This window comes from Marinisporobacter balticus (assembly GCF_004345705.1).
Taxonomy (GTDB): Bacteria; Bacillota; Clostridia; order Peptostreptococcales; family Thermotaleaceae; genus Marinisporobacter; species Marinisporobacter balticus.
Genome location: NZ_SLWV01000016.1, coordinates 56782 through 77847, shown reverse-complemented (window position 1 = coordinate 77847; position 21066 = coordinate 56782). Strand labels below are relative to the sequence as shown.

Below are 21066 nucleotides of genomic sequence, written 5' to 3'. Positions count from 1 at the left end.
TTTTATCTTCCACCATTCTTGTTTTTTTCTATTATACATAAAAATACCCTACAGGGTAGACTTTTTTTAATGTCTACTCTATAGGGTACATTTTATTTCAAAGAAGGTTTTTTATCTTTATACAATACCTTGCGCCATCATTGCATCAGCTACGCAATTTTCTTCTATACCTTCTCTATTTTTTAAAAATGATCTAAATATAGCGTGGCACATATATATATAATATACATAAAGGTACATGGTCTAAAAAGAATAAAATAACTTATAAATTACAAATAGTATTAATTTATGCCACTTTATAGATAAAGATATGATAAAATCAAATAGGATTATAAGGAATGTGAAACAAATAATTTAAATAGTAAGTGAATAAATTATTTTTTAAAAATTACTAAATATAGATAAGGGTGATGAAGAATATGGATATTTATTATATAGAAAGAAAAAGTGGGAAGAAACAAAAAGAAATTGTAGCAGGAAATAAATTTTTAGAATGGATTTATGACACAAAACCAGGGAATACCCTACTCGAAATATTTGTTAAGAAAAAGTTGTTTTCTTCAATATATGGTAAATTTCAGGAATTATCTTTTAGTAGAAAAAAGATAAAAGATTTTGTTGGTAATCTCTCTATTGATATGACTGAGGCTGAAAGAGAATGTATTGATGAGTATCATAATTTTAATGATTTTTTTGCAAGAAAATTAAAAAAAGAAGCAAGACCTATGTCTTTTGATGAAGAGCATTTGATTTCTCCGGCAGATGGGCGTGTGCTAGCTTATGAAAATCTAGATAAGGACAAATTGATTCAAGTAAAAGGTTCCTTTTATACTTTAGAAGAATTTTTCCAGGATAAAAATCTTGCAAATGAATATGATAAAGGAATCTGTATTGTTGTTAGATTATGTCCTGCTGATTATCATCGGTTTCATTTTCCTGACAACGGTATACCTCGTACTACCAGGAGAATCAACGGACGATATTATTCTGTAAATCCTATAGCCCTTAGAAAAATCATGGGTATATACTGTCAGAATAAGAGAGAAATAACACTTTTTGAATCTGATAGTTTTGGAAAAATCATTCTTGCTGAAGTAGGTGCAACTTGTGTAGGTTCTATCATACAAACCTATAAAACGGGAGAAAGTGTAGGTAAAGGAGATGAAAAAGGATATTTCAAATTTGGAGGATCAACAGTTATTTTATTTTTAAAGAAAGGACAACTGAAAGTAGATAAGGATATATTGTTGAATACAAAATTAGGTTTAGAAACAAAGGTAAATATGGGAGAAGTGATAGCGAAAAAGAATTAAAAAGTTACTAAAGCAAGTTTCAATTTTATAGAAAGGTGTGATATTATGTATGATTATCATGTACATACCCTTTTTTCAAAAGACTCTACAATGAAGGTAGAAGAAGGAATTCGAAGAGCGGTTGAAATAGGATTAAAAGAAATTGCATTTACAGATCATGCTGAAATCAATGTATGGAGACCAGGGGATGTGATTGTAGATGATTTGTTTGAGATTCCAATTTATATAGATAAAATGTATCAATATAAGGAAAAATATAAGGATAAAATCAATATAAAGCTTGGTATAGAAATAGGTCTCCAAAGAGAAGAAAAGGATAGAATTGCTCAAATTATTGATGAATATCCTTTCGATTTTGTGATAGGATCTAGCCATACAATAGAAAAATATGATCTGTATTTTAGACAACTATTTCAAGAAAAAACAAAAAAAGAAGCTTATGAAAGATATTTTCAAGAAGTATTAAAAATTGTACAAGAAATAGAGAGCTATAATGTATATGGACATTTAGATTTGGTGAGAAGATATGCTTATGGAGAATATGAAGATATTAGCATATGTAATATAGAGATGGAAATAATTGAAGAAATATTAAAAGTAATTATTCAAAAAGGAAAGGGAATAGAAGTGAATACTTCAGGTTTTCGATATGGAATCGATTCAACAAATCCAGATATTGATGTATTAAAATTGTATAAAGATTTAGGTGGTGAAATTATCACAGTAGGTTCTGATGCACATAAAAAAGAGGATATTGGATACAGAATTGGTGAGACTTATGATATTTTAAAGGATATAGGATATAAATATATTACAACCTTTGAGAGAATGGAACCTAAATTTATAAAACTGTAGTAAAAAAAGCGGCTATCTAAATTTGTAGTGTTTGTGCATTTAGATAGCCGCTGATTTTTTAATTTAAAAATATTTTTATCAAACTATACTATTTTGATTGTTTTTCGTAATCTAGCAATAAATTTTTGCTGACTTTTGTAAGATATAATAAAGCAATTATATTCGGTATAACAGTAAGAGCGTTAACAGTATCTGCAAGTTCCCATACTACAGGTACGTTTAATACAGTACCTAAGAGTAATGTGATTAATATAAATCCTTTATAAAATTTGATTCCGTTTTGACCAAATAAATATCTTACATTTGCTTCACCGTAGAAATACCAACCAATGATTGTTGAAAATGCAAAGAAAAATAAGGATACAGCTATAAATAAATTTCCAAAATTACCAAAACCATTTATAAATGCTTGTTGTGTTAGTTGAATACCTGTAAGCTGTCCATCTATTGCACCACTTGTAAGGATTACAAGTGCAGTTAAAGTAAGAATTACAAATGTATCAATAAATACCCCAATGATGGCTACAAGTCCTTGTTCTACTGGATGTTTAACTTTAGCTACAGCATGAGCGTGTGGAGAAGAACCCATACCAGCTTCATTAGAAAATAGCCCACGAGCAACTCCGTATCGCATAGCCTCTTTCATTCCAATACCAAGTAACCCTCCAGTAGCCGCTGTAGGATTGAAAGCACCTACAAAAATCATTTTAAGAGCAGGTATGATTTGATCACTGTTTATGCCCAATATAACTAAACTACCGATTATAAAAAGTAAAGCCATTATGGGAACAAGTTTTTCAGTAACAGATGCGATACGACCGATTCCACCTGCGATCACTAAAGATGTTATAACAACAAGGATAAATCCAACTATTATAGGAGAAATACCAAATGCTTTATTGCATGCACCTGAAATAGCATTAGATTGGATCATACCTCCAGTAAGACCAGCAGATATCATCATTGCTATAGCAAAAAATGCAGCTAAAAACTTACTATTAAGACCTTTTGATATGTAGTATGCAGGTCCACCACTAATTTGACCATCTACCGTTGTTCTATATTTTTGAGAAATAATCGCTTCACAAAAGTTTGTACTCATTCCTAAAAATGCACTAAGCCACATCCAAAATATTGCGCCTGGACCGCCAGAAACAATAGCTGTTGCTGCACCAGCTAGATTACCTGTTCCAACTTGTCCTGCAATAGCTGTAGCTAAAGATTGGAAAGAAGACATACCTTCTGCATCTGCTTTTTCACCTTTGAAAGAGATGTTACCAAAGGTATGAAGAAATGCTTTTTTGAAAAATCTTAATTGAACAAACCTGAATGAAAATGTAAATAAAATACCAGCACCACATAATACAAACATCAATATGTTACCCCATAAAACATTGTTAATACTTTTGACAATTTCTAATAAATGCATAAAAATACCTCCATCTGATTTTTGAATAATAATAAAGACAATAAACATAAAAAATAATGCATGAAATGCATATTCATTAATAAATTAGACAAAAATATCAAAAATCCTTCTAAAAAGGACAAAAATATCAAAAATATTGAATTGGATTGTTAAAAAATAGGCATGTAGGGAGGGCTAACGTTTGAGTTTTAGAATAAATGAATAAAAGAAAATGTAAAAATAAACATTAAAATGTATAAAAATTAAAATAAATTCAGATGAATATTTATTTAAAAAACATCTATTTTGAATTAGCCTGGATCGGAGCATTTTGCATAAAAAATACATATATTTGAATATATAGTGATTAAAAAATCTTAGATATATTAAAACAAATTGATAAACTTATAACGATAAAGAATCTATTGTAGTTAAAACATAGAATAAAATCTTAGTATTATGATAAATCGCTTGATCTTGTTATAGAAATGATCAAAGGGTTTATTACTTTTATTAACCATAAGAGAGAAAACTTAATTTATGTGTAAACTAGTAAAAATAGTAGATCTATGATGAAAAAATCTAAGGGGTGCAATAAAATGTTGAAAATCTTGATAAATACAAAAATATAGCATATAATAATGGAAAAGATCAATAGCATGTTAGGTGAGGATCCTATTGTGATATACGCTGATGCCCAGAAATGTGGAGACACGCCAATGGGTTAACAAGTATAACTAAGGTTATATTTAATGCAGCTGACAAAAGTCAAAGTGCAATAGTGCTAAAGCTCAACATAGAAAAATTCTTTTGATTTCTCTACTGTTGGGTAGAGCTTTTTTTATTTTGTAGAATATATAAAGGTTGGTGATGGTTATGGATTCTAGTCCTTTACCGAGGCGGAAAAATGAAAAAATGAATAGAAATAAAAGAGCCATAACCATCCTATTTTGTTTATGGCTCTTCTAAGGAGGAGTTTAGATGAAGGATTATGTAATTACTTTAATGGATGAGAAGAAATATGTGCAAGCGCGCAAAGAATTAATAGAACTCAATGCAGTTGATATTGCGGAGATTTTAGAAGAGATTGATACGAATAATGCGCTGCTACTTTTTAGAATATTACCAAAGGATGTGGCGGTAGACGTATTTGCAAATTTATCAAATGAAAACCAAAAATATATTATTAACGCTATTACAGATAAAGAAATTCAATATATTATGGATGAATTGTTTTTTGATGACATGATTGATATATTAGAGGAAATGCCTGCAATCATTGTAAAGAAAATAATAAAAAATACAAAAGAAGAAGAAAGAAGATTGATTAATCAATTTTTAAAATACCCTTCCAATTCAGCTGGAAGCTTGATGACCATTGAATACGTAGGACTCCAAAAAGAAATGACTGTAAAACAGTCTATGGAATATATAAAAAAAATCGGCATTGATAAAGAAACCATTTATACCTGCTATGTGATGGCTGAGAATAGAAAGTTAGAAGGCATTGTATCCTTAAGAAAACTGGTTGTGAGTGATGATCATAAAACGGTTGAAGAAATTATGGAAAAAGGAGTTATTTATGTAAATACCTATGAAGACCAAGAAGAAATTGCCCATGTTTTTAAAAAATATGATTTCATTGCAGTGCCTGTTGTGGATAAAGAAGAAAGATTAATAGGAATTATAACGATAGATGATATTGTAGATGTTATAGAGCAAGAAAACACAGAGGATTTCCACAAAATGGCGGCTATGGAACCGTCAGAAGAGGAATATCTTGAAACCAGTGTTTTTACATTGGCAAGAAAAAGAATTTTTTGGTTAATGGCGCTTATGATTTCAGCAATTTTTACAGGGAGCATCATTAAAAGGTTTGAAGATGTACTTCAATCGGTTGTAGCTTTAGCAGTTTTTATGCCAATGCTTATGGGAACGGGTGGAAATGCAGGAGCACAATCGTCTACGTTGATTATAAGAGGAATGGCTTTAGATGAAATAGAATTAAAAGATGTGTTTAAAGTAATTTGGAAAGAATTTCGAGTGAGTTCTCTCGTAGGAATTATCTTATCTTTAGTGAATTTTATTAGACTTTATTATTTTCAAAGTGTAGATATAAAGATCAGTATGACTGTATGCACGACTTTATTTATCGTTGTAGTACTAGCCAAAGTGGTTGGAGGGACATTACCTATTGTTGCAAGAAGTTTAAAACTTGACCCAGCGATTATGGCAAGCCCTATGATCACAACAATTGTAGATGCTGTATCATTATTTGTTTATTTTTCCATAGCCACTCGGTTTTTAGGAATCGCCTAAAACAGGACTATAGGACTATGAGGCCTTTGCTCTTTTGTGAACGATATAGTTAGTAAGATAAGTTATAGTGGTAGATGGGGGTTCTAAAAATGAAAAAAACCATTGATTTAGATGAGAATATTATGAAAAGAAATAAAATAAGTGTTTTGATAGAAGATAAAGAATGGCTGAATAATTTTGGAAAATATATGACAAAAGCTATGGAAAAAATAGCGAAAGATCTAGTATTAAAGGTAAAAGAAGAAACGGAAGCCACAAAAGAAATAAGAGGATATAAAAAACAGAAAAAGACTTTAATGGAGAAAATTCTTCAGTTATCTGATGAAGTAAATAATAATGAAAATCAAGAAGCCTTGACAAAATTAGAGGAAGTAAAGAATCAAATACTTCGAGCGAATGACCAAATAGACGCGTTCCAATTTAAGTTAGAGACTTTACCCAAAGAAATAGAAAATTTAAACAAAGAATTACTTACAGAAACGATTAAAATTGTCTATAAAGATATAAAAGAAGGTAATGGAAGGATAGAACAATTAACGGAAGAAATATCAAAATTAAGAGAACAGTTAAAAAACAATTGGGATGAAAAAATAGATTTAGAAGATAGAGTAGAAATATTATATGCGTATTTGCATAATACACTCGGTTATGAAGAAACGAATAAATTAGATGAAAAATTTCTTTGAAGCACGTAAAATTTACGTGCTTTTTTGAATTAAAGGATATTTATTAGGTAAAATAGAAATATATATAAGCTGTTATGAGAAAAATAAAAATTAGATTGAACGATTGGGGATAAGAAGCATGAGAGGAATAGGAATAGATATTATTGAGATTGAAAGAATAGGGAATGCAATAAGTAGAAATGATCAGTTTTTGAAAAGGATATTTACATCAAAAGAAATTACTTATTTTGAAGAAATAAACTACCGTATCAATACTATTGCAGGAAATTTTGCTGTAAAGGAAGCTATTATGAAGGCGTTAGGAACAGGACTTAGAAATTTCAAATGGGTAGATATAGAAATCCATAGGGATGATTTAGGGAAACCTTCTGTGATACTATATAAGAATGCAAAAAAAATAGCTGCTGAGCAAGGGATTGAAGAAATACTGATAAGCATATCGCATAGCAAAGATTATGCTGTAGCGCAAGCTTTGGCTATTTAGGGGGGATTTCTTTTAATAGGGTTTATTTTTAATATATTAGGGAGTGAGAGTGATTTATGAAAATTGTAAATAGTGACCAAATGAAACAATTAGATCGTATGGTGATAGAACAGTTTGGTATACCTGGGGTGATCTTAATGGAGCATGCAGGCTCAGTTGTTTTAGAAGAAGTATTAAAATACATAGAACAAAAAGAAAATAAAGAAGTAGTGATCGTATGTGGATTAGGGAATAATGGTGGAGATGGTTTCGTTGTAGCGCGACAACTATTTAACAAGGGAATACCCTTAAAAGTAGTTATTATAGGAAATCCGTCTGATATAGGAGGAGATGCAAAAATCAATTATGACATTATCCATAAACTAAAGGTGGATATTCATATTTTAATAGGTGCAAACAATATGAAGAAATTTGCAGATGCGATTAAAGGATGTGGCATAATTGTAGATGCTATTTTTGGTACAGGATTAAAAAGAGAAGTTGATGGGTATATTCAAGAGATTATCAATATTATCAATGGATCAGGAAAACAAGTTATTGCTATTGACATTCCATCAGGAATAGGTGCAAATGATGGAAAAGTTTATGGAATGGCTGTAAAAGCAAATAAAACTGTAGTTTTAGAACTTCCTAAAATTTGTAACATTCATTATCCTGGTATAGAATATATAGGGGAGATGATTATTAAGTCTATTGGTATGCCCAAAGCAGTTTTTGAAAATATAAGATTAAATATAAATTTAATTACAAAAGATATGGTTAAAGAGGTCTTACCATTTAGAAAAAAAGACAGCTACAAAGGAAACTATGGAAAAGCATATGTTGTAGCAGGTTCTACAGGAATGACAGGGGCATCTATATTAACTTGTGAAGCAACACTTAGAAGTGGAGCGGGTCTTTTGAAAATCCCTGTTCCACAAAGTTTAAATACGATTATGGAAACGAGATTGATAGAGGCTATTACGGTACCACTTCCAGAATTTAAAAAAGGTGTTGTGGGGATTAGTGACATAGAAAAGATTATTAAGACAATGGAGGAGAGTGATGTAATTACAGTAGGCCCAGGAAGTGGGAATAGTAGAGAGTTAGAAGAACTTCTCAGGAATATTTTAGAACATACATCTAAACCCATTGTATTAGATGCAGATGCACTGAATTCTCTAGCGAAGAGAAAGGAATTATTAGAATTAATCACATCACAAACAGTGATGACACCGCATGTGGGTGAAATGTCACGGCTAACAGATCTTGAGATTGATTATATAAAGGAAAATAGGATAGAAGTAGCAACAGAATTTTCTAGAAAGTGGAATACTGTAGTTGTATTAAAGGGATCAAGAACTGTTGTCGCAGGACCCAATGGAGACATATATATCAATGAAACAGGTAACCCAGGTATGGCGACGGCTGGGAGTGGAGATGTACTTACGGGTATTGTAACAGGTTTTATTGCACAAGGAATAGATCCATTAAAAGCAGCGATGGCAGCTGTCTATGTGCATGGCATGGCAGGGGACTTAGTAGCAGAAAAATTAGGAGAATACGGCTTAATGGCTTCTGATATTGTAAAACAATTACCCTTTGCCATAAAGGAGATTATAGGAAAATAAATATAAATGCATAACTAGGGCAGATCACACGTAAAGATAAATATACAAATCTTTACGTGGAGGGATTTATAGTGAAAATAAGAAATATAATAGGAAGTATTTTGTTACTATTGCTTATTGCAGGATGCGCTCCTAAAACGGAACAAGATTTATTTTATGAAGTACAAAAGAAGTTAAATAAAATGGAAAGCTATAGCTGTCAAATAGAAATAACTTCTATAGGCAATAAAACGCCGCGAACCTATAAAATGCAACAATGGTTTGAAAAACCTAATAAATATAAACTAGAAGTGACAGATCCAGAAAGTTTAAAAGGGAAAATTACTATATCCAATGGAAATAAAGCTTGGATTTATCACCCAGAGATTGAACAGGTATGGGAAATGAAGGATTTTGCAAGTTCTGAGGAAAAAAATATGTTTTTGGGATACTTCATAAAAAATTGTTTGAATTCTGAAAATGTTGATATGATCATGAAAAATTTAGAAAATGAAAAATATCTTGTTCTGGATACAGATATTCCTGGCAATTACGTATATTTTCATAAAGAACGGTTATGGGTGCATGTGGATAGTATGAAACCTTACTTGTTACAAGTATTTGATACAAAGGGAGAAAAAAGGATTGAAGTAAAATATAATACATTTGAATACAATCCAAAACTTGGGAATGATTTTTTTCAGTTAACACAAAGCCACTAAGAATTTTAAGGCAATTTTCCCGTTCAAATGATAAGAGACACAAAAACGAGGGGGTAAAAAATGTTATCATTAAAAGAAACCAGACCTGTGTGGGCAGAAATCAATTTAGATTATCTAGCACACAATATAAAAGAAATAAGAAAAATTGTAAGAAAGGAATCTTTGGTAACAGCAGTAATAAAAGCAGATGGATATGGACATGGAGCGGTAGAAATTGCTGAAATACTCCTTGGGAATGGAGCGAATAGACTTGCTGTTGCAACGCTTTCAGAAGCATTAGAATTGAGAAGTGTGTATAGAGAGGTACCTATATTAATTTTAGGATATACACCAGAATATAATGCAGAAGAAATTATAAAAAATAAAATCACACAAACGATCTATTCATTAGAACAAGCACAAAAGTTTTCAGAAATGGCGCAAGCGTTAAACCAAGATGTAACTTTTCATATAAAAATTGATACTGGTATGCGTAGGATAGGATTTCAACCGAATGAGGAAACGGTGAAAATCATAAAAGAAATTTATAATTTGTCAAATGTAAAGTTAGAGGGAATATTTACACATTTTGCAGTTGCTGATGAAATAGACAAAACTTTTACAGGTAAGCAATATGAAAAATTTATTAGTGTAGTCCATATGCTTGAAGAAGAAAGGATCAGTATTCCAATAAAACATGTGTCGAATAGTGCAGCTACTATGGACTTACAAGAAATGAATTTGGATATGGTTAGAGTAGGGATTATTTTATACGGATTATATCCTTCAGATGAAGTGAAAAAAAATACGATTGATTTAAAACCAGTACTTTCGCTTAAGGTAAAAATAAGTCATGTAAAAACACTTCCTGAAGGGATTGGAATTAGTTATGGATTAAAGTATACAACAAATAAACCATCCAAAATTGCGACGATTCCTATTGGTTATGCAGATGGTTATACAAGAATGCTATCAGGAAAGGCAGAAGCTTTGGTAGGCGAAGAAAAGGTAGCTATAGTAGGCAGAATTTGTATGGACCAATGCATGATTGATGTAACAAATATAGAAGATGTAAATGTAGGCGATGAAGTCATTTTAATTGGATCAGATGGTAAAAATACAATAACTGTAGATGATGTTGCAAAAAAATTAGATACAATCAATTATGAAATTGTGTGTATGCTAGGGAAAAGAATTCCAAGAGTATATATACAAAATAATAAAGTTATAAAAATAAATGATAATATCATGAAATCTGTAAATTTTAACAGAGGAGTATAAAAAAGTAGTCATATTGACACACTTATAATGAATAGTATATAATAAAATATACGCTTTAGTATAGATTATCGTGGATGCGAAATCCTTTATATAAATAGCCCTATTTTGCAATTTCAGGAGGTGCGAACATGACTGAGTCCAAAAGGATTATGATTAGTTTACCAAATACCCTTTTGCAAGAAGTGGATCATATTGTTGAAACAGAAAAAAGAAATAGAAGCGAATTTATTCGGGAAGCAATGAAATTATATATTCGTGAGCGGCATAAGATTGAAATAAGAGAAACAATGAAAAAGGGATATCGGGAAATGGGGGCTATGAATTTAACATTATCCGAAGTTGGGCTAGATTTAGATGTATATGCACTGAAAAGATATGAAGCAAAGCTAGCGGAGTGTGAATAGTGTGATTGTAAAAAGAGGAGATATTTTTTATGCGGATCTTAGTCCTGTTGTGGGTTCTGAGCAAGGAGGCGTAAGACCAGTACTTGTAGTTCAGAACGATATAGGCAATAAATATAGTCCTACTGTTATTGTTGCAGCAATCACCTCTCAAATTAACAAAGCAAAGTTACCAACACATTTAGAGATTAGTGCCTCTGAATATGGATTAACGAAGGACTCAGTAGTGTTACTAGAGCAGATTCGAACCATTGACAAAAAGAGATTGAGAGAAAAAATAGGGCATTCTGATGAAGATATGATGAACAAAGTAAATGAATCTTTATTAATTAGTTTTGGATTAATAGATTTTTAATAGTTTTTAGGTAGGCTGTTGACTTTTGTCAGCGGTCTATTTTTGATTATAAAAAAATATAATTCTTTTATCTAATTTTGCTTTGGTTAAATGAATTCACAAAGCATACATAAAACGATAAATATTACAATAATTATACACGATTGTAATATATTCGTAACCACATCTTTTTTATATATTGATATAATGAGCTGTAAGATAAAAATAGTGATTTTATAGATGCGACGGTTTGAAAATCTATAAATAAAAAGAAAATATAGAAATATATAGGAAATAGAGAGGGGTAATAGCGTATGCAGAAATGGAAAAAAACATTAATATCTTTTGGATTAGGGTGTTCACTGATCTTTGGAAATATCCAAACGTTTGTTTATGCAGATTGGAATAATTCAGTTTATCAGGAAAAAAATGAAGAATACATAGCGAAAGGTGTAAAACATGAACAAATACTTAAGTTTACGGATAGTGGATGGGTAAACTTAAATATTATTAGAATGAATTTAAATGAAGAAGATAATGGGTTAGATCTATTATTTCATCAAAATGGATTAAATCAAAAAGCAAGATTATCAGAGTTGGTAAACCAAAGTGAAAATGTTGTAGGGGCTGTAAATGGAGATTTCTTCAATATGAAAGGTGCTGCTACGTTAGGCCCTATGGTAAAAGATGGCGAACTTCTCACAACTACAGCAAACACAGGAGATGCAGTACCAACATTTAATTTAACAAAAGACAATATACCTTTTATTGAAAATTGGACAAATTCTAAAATGACACTTGCAAATAAAAATACCTTGTTTGATTTTGAAGTATTTGCAGTAAATAAAGAAACTGCATATGAGCATGCAGCTATTTTATATACACCCAAATGGGGAGAAAGAACACCACCTATTAGTAAAAATCTATCTAGTGGAATAGAGATGGTTATAGAAAATGATGTTGTGACGGAAATAGTGTCTGCTGGGGAAGGAAAATATATCCCTGCTGATGGATATGTAATATTTGCTGCAGGTACAAAAGCTGCTGAAATAGGATCTAATTTTGTAGTTGGAGATTCAGTAAGGTTTTCTGCTATAACAAATCCAAATTTTGAGAATTTATCAATGTCTGTTGGATCCGGGTCTTTTATTGTAAAAGAAGGATTTGTAGAATCTAACTATCATATCAATATTAGTGGAAAGCATCCAAGAACTGCTTTAGGAATATCAAAAGATAAAACGCAGGTTTTCTTGGTTACTATTGATGGAAGAACAGCTTCTTATACAGGGGTAACACAAGAAGAATTAGGACGAATTATGATTGAACTAGGAGCATATGATGCCATTAATCTAGATGGTGGCGGTTCTACGGATATGGTAGTAAGATCTCTTGGGGAAGAAAGCAAAAAGGTAGTAAATAATCTTTCAGAAGGCAGTGAAAGAAGAATTATGAATGGTATTGGGGTGATTAGTAAAGCTTCTAAATCAAATAATATTGGTGGAATTAAATTAGAAGTGAAAGAGAATAATATGCTCATAAATACATCAAAAGAATTAATCATAAAAGCATATGATGAAAATTACAATCCAGTGAAAATAGATCTAAGTAAGGTTAAATGGCATATTAGTGGGGTGGATGGAGAATTCTATAACAATACTTTTAAGGCAACTACTAAAGGCGTTGGGGTGATTGCTGTAGAGTATGAAGGAAAATATGATAATGCGCCTATTCGTGTTATAGAAAATGCTTCAAGACTTGAAGTATATCCATCTAAAATAAACATAGGGAAAAATAAACAAAAGTACATAACAGTGAAAGTAACAGATCAAGATGGCTATGGTGCAACTGTTGATTTAAATAGTTTAAATATTGATATTCCAACCAATTTAGGAGTAATAGATAACGAAGGATTATTTCATTCTTCTGATCAATCAGGTTCAGGAGTGATAAAAATTTCTTATGGAAATTTAATGAAATATATTCCTGTTGTGATAGGTTCAAAAGAAATGGTTATAGATGATTTTGAAAATAGCAATGGGACATTTATATCGTATCCAGCAGAAGTGACAGGTAGTTATACGCTATCAAACTTTAGTAAGGTTGGTAAATCTTCTGGCGAAATCAGCTATGACTTTACAACAACAGATGCAACAAGAGGGGCTTATTTATTATTTGACAATGGAGGAATAAGATTTAACCAAAAGCCTGAAAAATTAGGAACGTGGATTTATGGGAATATGAGCGGCCATATGGTAAAGGCAAAATTAGTTGGGGAGAATGGAAATATTCAAAATATAACTATTGCGCCAAGTGTTGATTGGGAAGGATGGAAATTTGTTGAAATGTCTGTCCCTGCTAGTGTAAAAGGAAGCTTTCAATTAGAAAGGATTTATATTGTGGAAACCAATAGTTTATCAAAAGATATAGGAAAAATATATTTTGATCAATTAACTGCCTTTTATCCAAATAGATTTGAGGGTAGTATACCAATGACACAAAATACTATTGTAGAGAGTAGAAATAAAAAATCTGAATTAAAAGGAGAAGCGTCTTTTAGATTATTTGTGCATGGAGATGTTTCAGAAGTAGATACGATTCAAGATGATGTAGCAGTGGATAAAATAGCAAACATCGCCAATGATAAGGCTGAAATGAATATTTTCACACAGTTTATAGATGAAACATTAAAGGGTCAACTCAATAATAAAACCCTAGTGGTAAGTGGTGGATATGTTTCTAATAGATATAAAAATAGTATGTTTATCAATTTAGACAATAGTAGTGGTTCTTTAAGAGAAACAAATTTTGAACAATGGAGATGGTTTTTAAATATGATACAGGGAGTAGACAGTAAAAATATATTTATTACTTTACCAAAAGCCCTTGTTTTTAAAGATACATTAGAGGAAAAATTATTTAAGGATACACTCAAAAAATTAAAGAAAGAAAAAAATATAGATATTTGGGTTTTAACAGGAGGGCATAATGATTTTAATGTATATTCTGAAGATGGCATACGTTATGTAGCTTTAAAATCTTATCCGAGAGTAAATGATCAAGATATAGCCAATGAATTAAAATATATGATGTTCACTGTAAATGATGATGGGGTAACCTATGAGATTCTTCCATTAAATGCAGAAGAATAGTTGTGAAAAAGTAAGTTCGAATTATCATCACGCCTTGAATGTAGAATATAATATTCAAGGTGTGATTCTATTTATATGAAGTAGTCGCGTTGTTTAATTGAATGGAATTTTATGCTATAATAATAAAGTGTTTGTCAGAAAATAAACTTAAACAGGAGGATAAAAAATATATATGAAAAATATTGGCATAATTCTGTGCATTGCAAGCATTTGTTTTTCGAGCATTTTTGCTTATGGAGATGCACTAAATCCCTACATAGAAAAAGATAATAATCAAATCCAATTGGTAGATCAGCAATATAATGAATACATCAATTATGCTGATGGATATAAAATCAATTATCCAAAGCATATGGGGATTGATTCCTCATTATCTACTGTAAAGACAATCATAGCAGATGAGGAAAGGAAAATTGAAATATATTATGATGATTTTAGAGATACACAGCATTCATCTATAGCTTATAGTAACTACAGCAATGCATTTATAAGAAATAGGAAAGATCATATAAAACAATATGAAAACACTATATTTGTAAATGGCATGAAGACACATTTACTTGTATGGAGTAGAAAAAAACTTGAAAAAGTAAAAAATGATAAAAACTATTATGTGAGTGCAGAAATAATGAAAAACAACAATGAAGTTTATACGATTTTCATTAAGTCTGAAACACCTTTTAAAAACTATGAAGATTATATGGATGTTATTAATAGTTTTCAATTGATAGAAAGATCTGAAACTGCTCAAATCAATACAAAATTTAAATCTGTAGAAAAAAATCTAAATGAGGAAACAAGAGATTTTTATGAGCAATATTTTTTAAAAAGTGACCATTTAAAATGGGGAATATTTGAACAGAGTGCGCCTGAAGAATTTTGGTATTTAAATGCATTGGAGAGTAAACTAGATTATACATTTGAATTTTTAGTAAGATATCAATCTTTAGATGTACCCTTTCCGATGGAAGAAATGATCAATGCTTATAAAAAAAATCGGTATGTAGAGTTGACACTACAAACAATGCATATGGGACAAGATAATGCGAGTATTACATATGACATACTAGATGGAAAATATGATGATTATTTTAATGAATATGTAAAGAAAATAAAAGAATTTGAACACCCAATACTTTTTAGATTAAATAATGAAATGAATGGGGATTGGTGTGTCTATTCAAGTTATTATACTTCTAAAGATACAGAGCTGTATAATGAATTATGGAGATATTTATATAATAAATTTGAAGAAAATGGGGTTGATAATGTATTATGGGTATGGAATCCTCATGACTTATCATTTCCAAATTTCAAATGGAATCATTACTTAAATTATTATCCAGGAGATCAATATGTAGATATTATAGGACTGACAGGATATAATACAGGAAATTATTATAAAGGCGAAATATGGAGAGACTTTGATGAAATTTATCCAGTGCTTTATGATGAATATATGTCTATTTTTGAACAACCTTTTATGATCACTGAATTTGGATCTAATTCTGTTGGTGGAGATAAAATCAAATGGGTCAATGATATGTTTGATCGATTTGAACAAAATCCATTTAGCAATATAAAAGTAGCTATATGGTGGAATGGCATTGATTGGGATCCAAATCAAAATCCTGCTAGGATTTACCGGCTTGATAGAAATGAAGAAATGATCAATACATTTAGAGAAAGATTAAAGTTTTTTAATAAAGAAAAAGAGGAAGGAATAGAAAATGGCACAATTTAAAAAAGTAATGATCTATTTTGTGATATATGCACTTTTCCTTCAACTTGGTTTAGCATACATGATCCCTACTAAAGCAGTTTATAATGAACGATTAAGTTACGATGCTGTGAAAGATCGTCCCACAAATATAGAAGCTGTTTTTGAACAAGTAAAGAAAATTATTGATGAAGAAAAGCTAAAAGATTATGTAGTAATATTAGGTGATTCAGTTGGGTATAGTAATCCAGGTCCTGCTGAATCATCATTTGCATATTTTTTAAATGGAAAAGCACAAAAGCAGAGTAAGCATTTTAGGGTATTTAATCTTTCTATGCCTGCAATGCAAACAGGAGATATATATACTGTATTACTAAAAATGAAAGAATACGGAATATCTTCAGACCATGTAATCATAAATATTGTATACGCTGGATTTGTAAGGCGTAATCCGGATCCACCATCTGTTTTTTGGTTGAAAGATCAGTTGAAAGAGATAGACGAAAAAACTTATAATCATGTAGAAAAACAATTGTTAGGAAATAAAAAAGTAGAAGAAAATTTTATAAAGAAAAAGTTTGGAAAAGCAAAGGAGTATATGTATGAAAATGTAGCTATTTTTAAATATAAAGATTATATACAAGCATATGCTATTGAAAGATTCAATAAAGTAAGAGGGAAGCTTCTATGCAGAGAGGATATTAAGCCTTGGTTTCAAAAATCTTTTTTAAAGGATTTGCTAAAGCAACCTATGTATCAGAGAGATTTTTCTGATGAATCTTTTATTATGGATGAAACCAATCTTCAAATCTATTTTTTAGATAAAATAATAGCGTTGCAAAAGGATAAAGATACGTTAGTTTTTCTTGCAGCAATGAATGACGAGCTATTAGAGAAAAATGTATCAAAACCTGGATTTCAAGAAAATATGAATAGAATAGATCTATATTTTAAAGATAAGCCAGTAGAATATATAAATTTCAATAAAAAGGTCGACTACAATCTTTTTTCAGACCATGTACACTTAACGCCAAAAGGATATCAGATTTTATCTGAAAAATTATGGGATGTGCTTATCAAATGGGATATTGATTGATAATGGAGGATATAAGAGATGTTATTTCATACTTTTGAATTTTTTGTTTTGCTGTTTGTAACATTTTTTTCTTTTTATATTTTCCCTAAGAAAAGAATATATATATTAGCTTTGGCAAATATAATTTTTTATGGTGCATCAGGAACAAGATATCTATTATTATTTCTGATTGTATCATTGATTACATACCTATGTTCTTTAAAATTAGAAACTTGCTATTGGAAAATATTCTATCTTATAGGTATATTGGTAGTTATTTCTAATTTACTATTTTTTAAGTATACTGGATTTGTTTTGAATAATTTAGAAAAATTTATGAGAATACATTTTCCATGGCAGGACAGTTTATTGTCAAAGATTCTATTACCTGTAGGTATTTCTTTTTATACATTTCAGCTTATTGCCTATTTGGTGGATGTAAAAAGAAAAGAAATAAAGCCTTGTGATTCTTTTATTAACTTTTGGGTATTCATTTCTTTCTTTGGTCAATTAATTGCAGGGCCTATAATGCGTGGGAAAGAGTTTCTTCCGCAGATAGAAAATCTACAAGACAATAAACTTACGCTTAGAAATTTTAAGTATGGTTTTTATTACATAATTATGGGACTCACCAAGAAAATAATATTTGCAGATTTTTTAGCATCAAAGGCAGATTTTTATTTTAATCAAGTAGGGAATTTGAATTCTTTAGATGCTTGGTTTGCATCTTATTTGTTTGCATTTCAGATTTACTTTGATTTTTCTGCTTATAGTGAAATTGCTGTGGGGGTTGGATATTTATTCGGATTATATTTAAATATTAATTTCAAATCGCCATATATTAGTGCAAGCCCTTCTGAGTTTTGGAAAAGATGGCATATCACTTTGTCATCTTGGATCAAAGATTATATTTATATTCCATTAGGAGGCGCAAAAAAAGGAACGCTACTACAATATATGTTTTTAATCATAGCAATGGCTATATCTGGTTTATGGCATGGGGCAGCTTGGACTTTTATTATGTGGGGAATTTATCATGGGTTATTAAGCGCTTTTCATAAGATTTATAGAAAATGGATAAAACTAGAACGTAAAAATAGTTTTTACAAGATATTATCAATTTTTATATTTTTTAATCTAACAACTATCGGATGGGTGTTTTTTAGAGCAAAAAGTATTCATGAGGCTGTTTTTATGATAAAGAAGATGATTACCCTTTGTGATATTTCTTTTAGTCATGTTTATTTTGTATATTTTGGATTTATTGCTTTGCTTTATGGAATACATATACTAGAATATTTTATTAGAAATAATGAGATTACACTAAAGCTATTTTGGGAAAAGCATGTTCCTACAGGTATACGCGCAGCAGCGTATATGGCTATTTTGATTATTTTGATTTTACTTACAAAAACAGAAGAAAGTAGTTTCATTTATTTCCAGTTTTAATATTTATGTTATTAACAATACGAAATATAAAAGAAATGTTGATATATTGTTAATTTTTGGAATGTGTAGATCTGTAAAAATTTGATAATATATTTACAACACAAAACTATTTTGTGATAAAATGAAGTAGTACAAATTACATTGTAAAATACAAAAAAATATGTAGATATAGGGGGAATGAAAGTATGCAAAAGAGGCGAAAGGCTTTTTTTATAATACTGAGTACTTGTATGGTTATTTTATCATTTTCTTATATTGTAATGGCTATGGGTACTGATCCAGGATCACAGGAAGATCCTATTATTACAAAGAGTTACGTAGAATTAAGAAATCAGCAGCTTAAATTTTACATAGATCAAAAGATTGAAGAGCTGTCAGTAAAAACAAATAATGAGAAGCAAACTAATTTACAAACACCAGTATTTGAAATCGTAGAAGTTCAAAAAGGACAAAGGGTTATTGGTGGAGCAAGTACAGAAATCATTATTCGTTCTGGAGGTGCGTTGGCTATTGCGAGTGCATCAGGAGGAGTCGCTGATTTAATTTCAGGAAAAGACTTAAAAAATGGTGAAATAATTCCCCTAAATCATTTACTTTTATTACCACGAGATGATGGAAGAGGAATAGAAGTTTTTGTAGATAAGACATTCATATTGATTAAAGGAAGTTATGGGATTCAATAAAAGCGCGTGTGCGCTTTTTTTCAGTCATGGAGGTAAGCATGAATAATTATAAAAAAACAGTGAAGACCATTTTTGCAGTGATGAGTTTAACTTTCTTTGCTAAATTTTTAGGATTTTTTAGAGATGCTTTATTAGGAAGTAAATTAGGGGCAAATATGGAATCGGATGCATATATTATGGCGCTAAATAGTACTTCTATTGTATTTGTAAGTTTTGGAACTGCTATTATTGTTGCAACGATTCCTATTATTGTAAGGATATTGAACAAGCAAACCCAAAAAGAAGCTTTTTCTTTTGTAAATAACTTGTTAAATATTTTAATTTGTATGGCAGTGATTTTCACAGTGTTAGGCGAAGTATTCTCCAAACAAATTATTGGGGCTCTTGCTAGTGGATTTGATGACTATAAGTTTCAATTGACTGTAAGTTTAACACGAATTATGTTTCCGATTATTATATGTATCTGTATTACTTATGTATTTGTATCTTTGCTACAATCAATGGAAAGATTTAAAATAACATCGATTATTAGTCTTCCTGCTAATATCATTATGATTGCTTTTTTATGTTTTTTTTCACAAAAATATGGGGTAAAGGGATTGGCGGTTGTTACATTAATTGGATGGGTATTGCAATTTCTAACCATGGGACCTTCTCTCTATAAAGAAGGATATAGATATAGATTATATATAAATTTTCATGATGAATATATAAAAGAATTTTTTTCAATGATTGTATCTATTATGATTGTTACATCTATTAGTCAAATGAATATTTTATTAGATGAAAAACAAGCATCTTTTCTAGGAAATGGAAAAATATCATTTTTGCATTATGCAAATATTTTATATCAAGCAATTACTACTACGACTGTTTTAGGCATTAATACAGTGATGTTTCCAAAGTTTGCAGAAAAAGCAGTAAACTTAAAACCAAAACAATATGCAGCGTTTATTACTTCTATTATAAAATTAATGATCTTTATCTTATTACCAATGACAGCAGGAATTGTTATGCTAAGAAATCCAATTATTGGTTTGGTGTTTGAAAGAGGACAATTTAGTCACCACGCTACCAATATTACAGGGTTGATATTTGCTTGTTATGCTTTAGGGATGATGAGCTTTGGTGTTTTAGATGTAATTAATAAAGCCTTGTATGCACGAAATGATAAAAAAACACCTGTCTTATATGGTATAATCATTATTGGCTTAAATATGCTATTGAATTGGCTATTGGTCGGAAAGTTTGATGTTGCGGGATTAGCCATAGGAACAGCAACCGCCTCTACTATAGGGGCTGCTTTATTACTTATAGCATTTAAGCGAAAAATGGGTTATCTTGATATGAAAAAGCTATTGTATACATTTTCAAAAGTTTGCATCAGTTGTTGTATGATGGGTGTAGTGGTTATTCCAAGCGTTAGCCTATTAAATATATATTTTTATGATAAAAATTTAATAGGAAAGATCATTACAGTAATGATTCCAAGTGTTTTAGGTGGTGTTGTATATGCTTTTGTAACCATGAAGCTAAAAATAGAAGAAGCTTTTACGATATATAACTATTTTATAAAACCAATAACAATAAAATTAAAAGGAAATAAATAAAGGATCTAT

Annotated in this window: 17 protein-coding genes and 1 riboswitch; of the genes, 16 read left to right on the top strand and 1 reads right to left on the bottom strand. The window is 30.2% G+C overall.

From position 1 onward, the window contains the following. The first annotated feature begins 419 nt into the window (after positions 1-419). Together EV214_RS11735 and EV214_RS11730 are read left to right on the top strand one after the other, a co-directional pair. Positions 420-1313: a phosphatidylserine decarboxylase gene (locus EV214_RS11735; RefSeq protein ID WP_132245996.1), complete on the top strand. Its 894-nt coding sequence runs from the start codon at positions 420-422 to the stop codon at positions 1311-1313. Between the two features lie 45 nt (positions 1314-1358). Then, positions 1359-2168, top strand: coding sequence for a histidinol-phosphatase HisJ family protein (locus tag EV214_RS11730; RefSeq protein ID WP_132245994.1), 810 nt, complete (start codon positions 1359-1361; stop codon positions 2166-2168). 88 nt (positions 2169-2256) lie between these two features. Here the strand turns inward: EV214_RS11730 and EV214_RS11725 are convergent, their stop codons facing one another. Continuing rightward, complete coding sequence (locus EV214_RS11725) at positions 2257-3597, bottom strand: alanine/glycine:cation symporter family protein (RefSeq protein WP_132245992.1); 1341 nt, start codon at positions 3595-3597, stop codon at positions 2257-2259. A gap of 630 nt (positions 3598-4227) precedes the next feature. Continuing rightward, a riboswitch (M-box (ykoK) riboswitch) is annotated at positions 4228-4382 on the top strand. A 175-nt stretch (positions 4383-4557) separates the two neighbouring features. Between EV214_RS11725 and mgtE the strand changes: the two genes are divergently transcribed. The 14 genes from mgtE to murJ all read left to right on the top strand — a co-directional run bounded on the left by mgtE (position 4558) and on the right by murJ (position 21057). Then, positions 4558-5895 carry a magnesium transporter gene (gene mgtE / locus EV214_RS11720; protein ID WP_132245990.1) on the top strand — a complete coding sequence of 446 codons (1338 nt, stop codon included), beginning with the start codon at positions 4558-4560 and terminating at the stop codon, positions 5893-5895. 89 nt (positions 5896-5984) lie between these two features. Continuing rightward, the gene (locus tag EV214_RS11715) at positions 5985-6581 is read left to right on the top strand and encodes a hypothetical protein (protein ID WP_132245988.1); all 597 of its coding nucleotides are present in this window, start codon (positions 5985-5987) and stop codon (positions 6579-6581) included. 118 nt (positions 6582-6699) lie between these two features. Beyond that, a complete protein-coding gene (gene acpS / locus EV214_RS11710; RefSeq protein ID WP_132245986.1) occupies positions 6700-7065 on the top strand; it encodes a holo-ACP synthase in 366 nt (121 codons plus the stop codon). A gap of 56 nt (positions 7066-7121) precedes the next feature. After that, complete coding sequence (locus EV214_RS11705; RefSeq protein WP_132245984.1) at positions 7122-8675, top strand: NAD(P)H-hydrate dehydratase; 1554 nt, start codon at positions 7122-7124, stop codon at positions 8673-8675. A 71-nt stretch (positions 8676-8746) separates the two neighbouring features. Beyond that, positions 8747-9376 carry a LolA family protein gene (locus EV214_RS11700; protein WP_132245982.1) on the top strand — a complete coding sequence of 210 codons (630 nt, stop codon included), beginning with the start codon at positions 8747-8749 and terminating at the stop codon, positions 9374-9376. 60 nt (positions 9377-9436) lie between these two features. Then, a complete protein-coding gene (alr, locus tag EV214_RS11695) occupies positions 9437-10636 on the top strand; it encodes an alanine racemase (protein WP_132245980.1) in 1200 nt (399 codons plus the stop codon). A 128-nt stretch (positions 10637-10764) separates the two neighbouring features. Continuing rightward, the gene (locus EV214_RS11690; protein ID WP_132245978.1) at positions 10765-11040 is read left to right on the top strand and encodes a CopG family ribbon-helix-helix protein; all 276 of its coding nucleotides are present in this window, start codon (positions 10765-10767) and stop codon (positions 11038-11040) included. Between the two features lies 1 nt (position 11041). Further along, a complete protein-coding gene (locus tag EV214_RS11685) occupies positions 11042-11392 on the top strand; it encodes a type II toxin-antitoxin system PemK/MazF family toxin (protein ID WP_132245976.1) in 351 nt (116 codons plus the stop codon). 293 nt (positions 11393-11685) lie between these two features. Next, positions 11686-14520, top strand: a complete 2835-nt coding sequence (locus EV214_RS11680) for a phosphodiester glycosidase family protein (RefSeq protein ID WP_132245974.1) — start codon at positions 11686-11688, stop codon at positions 14518-14520. A 172-nt stretch (positions 14521-14692) separates the two neighbouring features. Then, complete coding sequence (locus tag EV214_RS11675; protein WP_132245972.1) at positions 14693-16264, top strand: glycoside hydrolase family 26 protein; 1572 nt, start codon at positions 14693-14695, stop codon at positions 16262-16264. Then, a complete protein-coding gene (locus EV214_RS11670; protein WP_132245970.1) occupies positions 16251-17336 on the top strand; it encodes a hypothetical protein in 1086 nt (361 codons plus the stop codon). The genes EV214_RS11675 and EV214_RS11670 overlap by 14 nt, the downstream gene beginning before the upstream one ends. Before the next feature lie 348 nt (positions 17337-17684). Then, entirely contained in the window at positions 17685-18764 is a 1080-nt protein-coding gene (locus tag EV214_RS11665) for an MBOAT family O-acyltransferase (protein WP_165916346.1), read from the top strand. Positions 18765-18949: 185 nt separating this feature from the next. After that, the gene (locus EV214_RS11660) at positions 18950-19447 is read left to right on the top strand and encodes a hypothetical protein (protein ID WP_132245966.1); all 498 of its coding nucleotides are present in this window, start codon (positions 18950-18952) and stop codon (positions 19445-19447) included. A gap of 38 nt (positions 19448-19485) precedes the next feature. Further along, positions 19486-21057, top strand: a complete 1572-nt coding sequence (gene murJ / locus EV214_RS11655; RefSeq protein ID WP_165916345.1) for a murein biosynthesis integral membrane protein MurJ — start codon at positions 19486-19488, stop codon at positions 21055-21057. The last annotated feature ends 9 nt before the right edge of the window (positions 21058-21066 follow it).

Coding starts and splice junctions, on each gene's coding strand:
- EV214_RS11735 (WP_132245996.1), top strand. CDS start 420: ATGGATATTTATTATATAGAAAGAAAAAGTGGGAAGAAACAAAAAGAA.
- EV214_RS11730 (WP_132245994.1), top strand. CDS start 1,359: ATGTATGATTATCATGTACATACCCTTTTTTCAAAAGACTCTACAATG.
- EV214_RS11725 (WP_132245992.1), bottom strand. CDS start 3,597: ATGCATTTATTAGAAATTGTCAAAAGTATTAACAATGTTTTATGGGGT.
- mgtE (WP_132245990.1), top strand. CDS start 4,558: ATGAAGGATTATGTAATTACTTTAATGGATGAGAAGAAATATGTGCAA.
- EV214_RS11715 (WP_132245988.1), top strand. CDS start 5,985: ATGAAAAAAACCATTGATTTAGATGAGAATATTATGAAAAGAAATAAA.
- acpS (WP_132245986.1), top strand. CDS start 6,700: ATGAGAGGAATAGGAATAGATATTATTGAGATTGAAAGAATAGGGAAT.
- EV214_RS11705 (WP_132245984.1), top strand. CDS start 7,122: ATGAAAATTGTAAATAGTGACCAAATGAAACAATTAGATCGTATGGTG.
- alr (WP_132245980.1), top strand. CDS start 9,437: ATGTTATCATTAAAAGAAACCAGACCTGTGTGGGCAGAAATCAATTTA.
- EV214_RS11690 (WP_132245978.1), top strand. CDS start 10,765: ATGACTGAGTCCAAAAGGATTATGATTAGTTTACCAAATACCCTTTTG.
- EV214_RS11680 (WP_132245974.1), top strand. CDS start 11,686: ATGCAGAAATGGAAAAAAACATTAATATCTTTTGGATTAGGGTGTTCA.
- EV214_RS11675 (WP_132245972.1), top strand. CDS start 14,693: ATGAAAAATATTGGCATAATTCTGTGCATTGCAAGCATTTGTTTTTCG.
- EV214_RS11670 (WP_132245970.1), top strand. CDS start 16,251: ATGGCACAATTTAAAAAAGTAATGATCTATTTTGTGATATATGCACTT.
- EV214_RS11660 (WP_132245966.1), top strand. CDS start 18,950: ATGCAAAAGAGGCGAAAGGCTTTTTTTATAATACTGAGTACTTGTATG.
- murJ (WP_165916345.1), top strand. CDS start 19,486: ATGAATAATTATAAAAAAACAGTGAAGACCATTTTTGCAGTGATGAGT.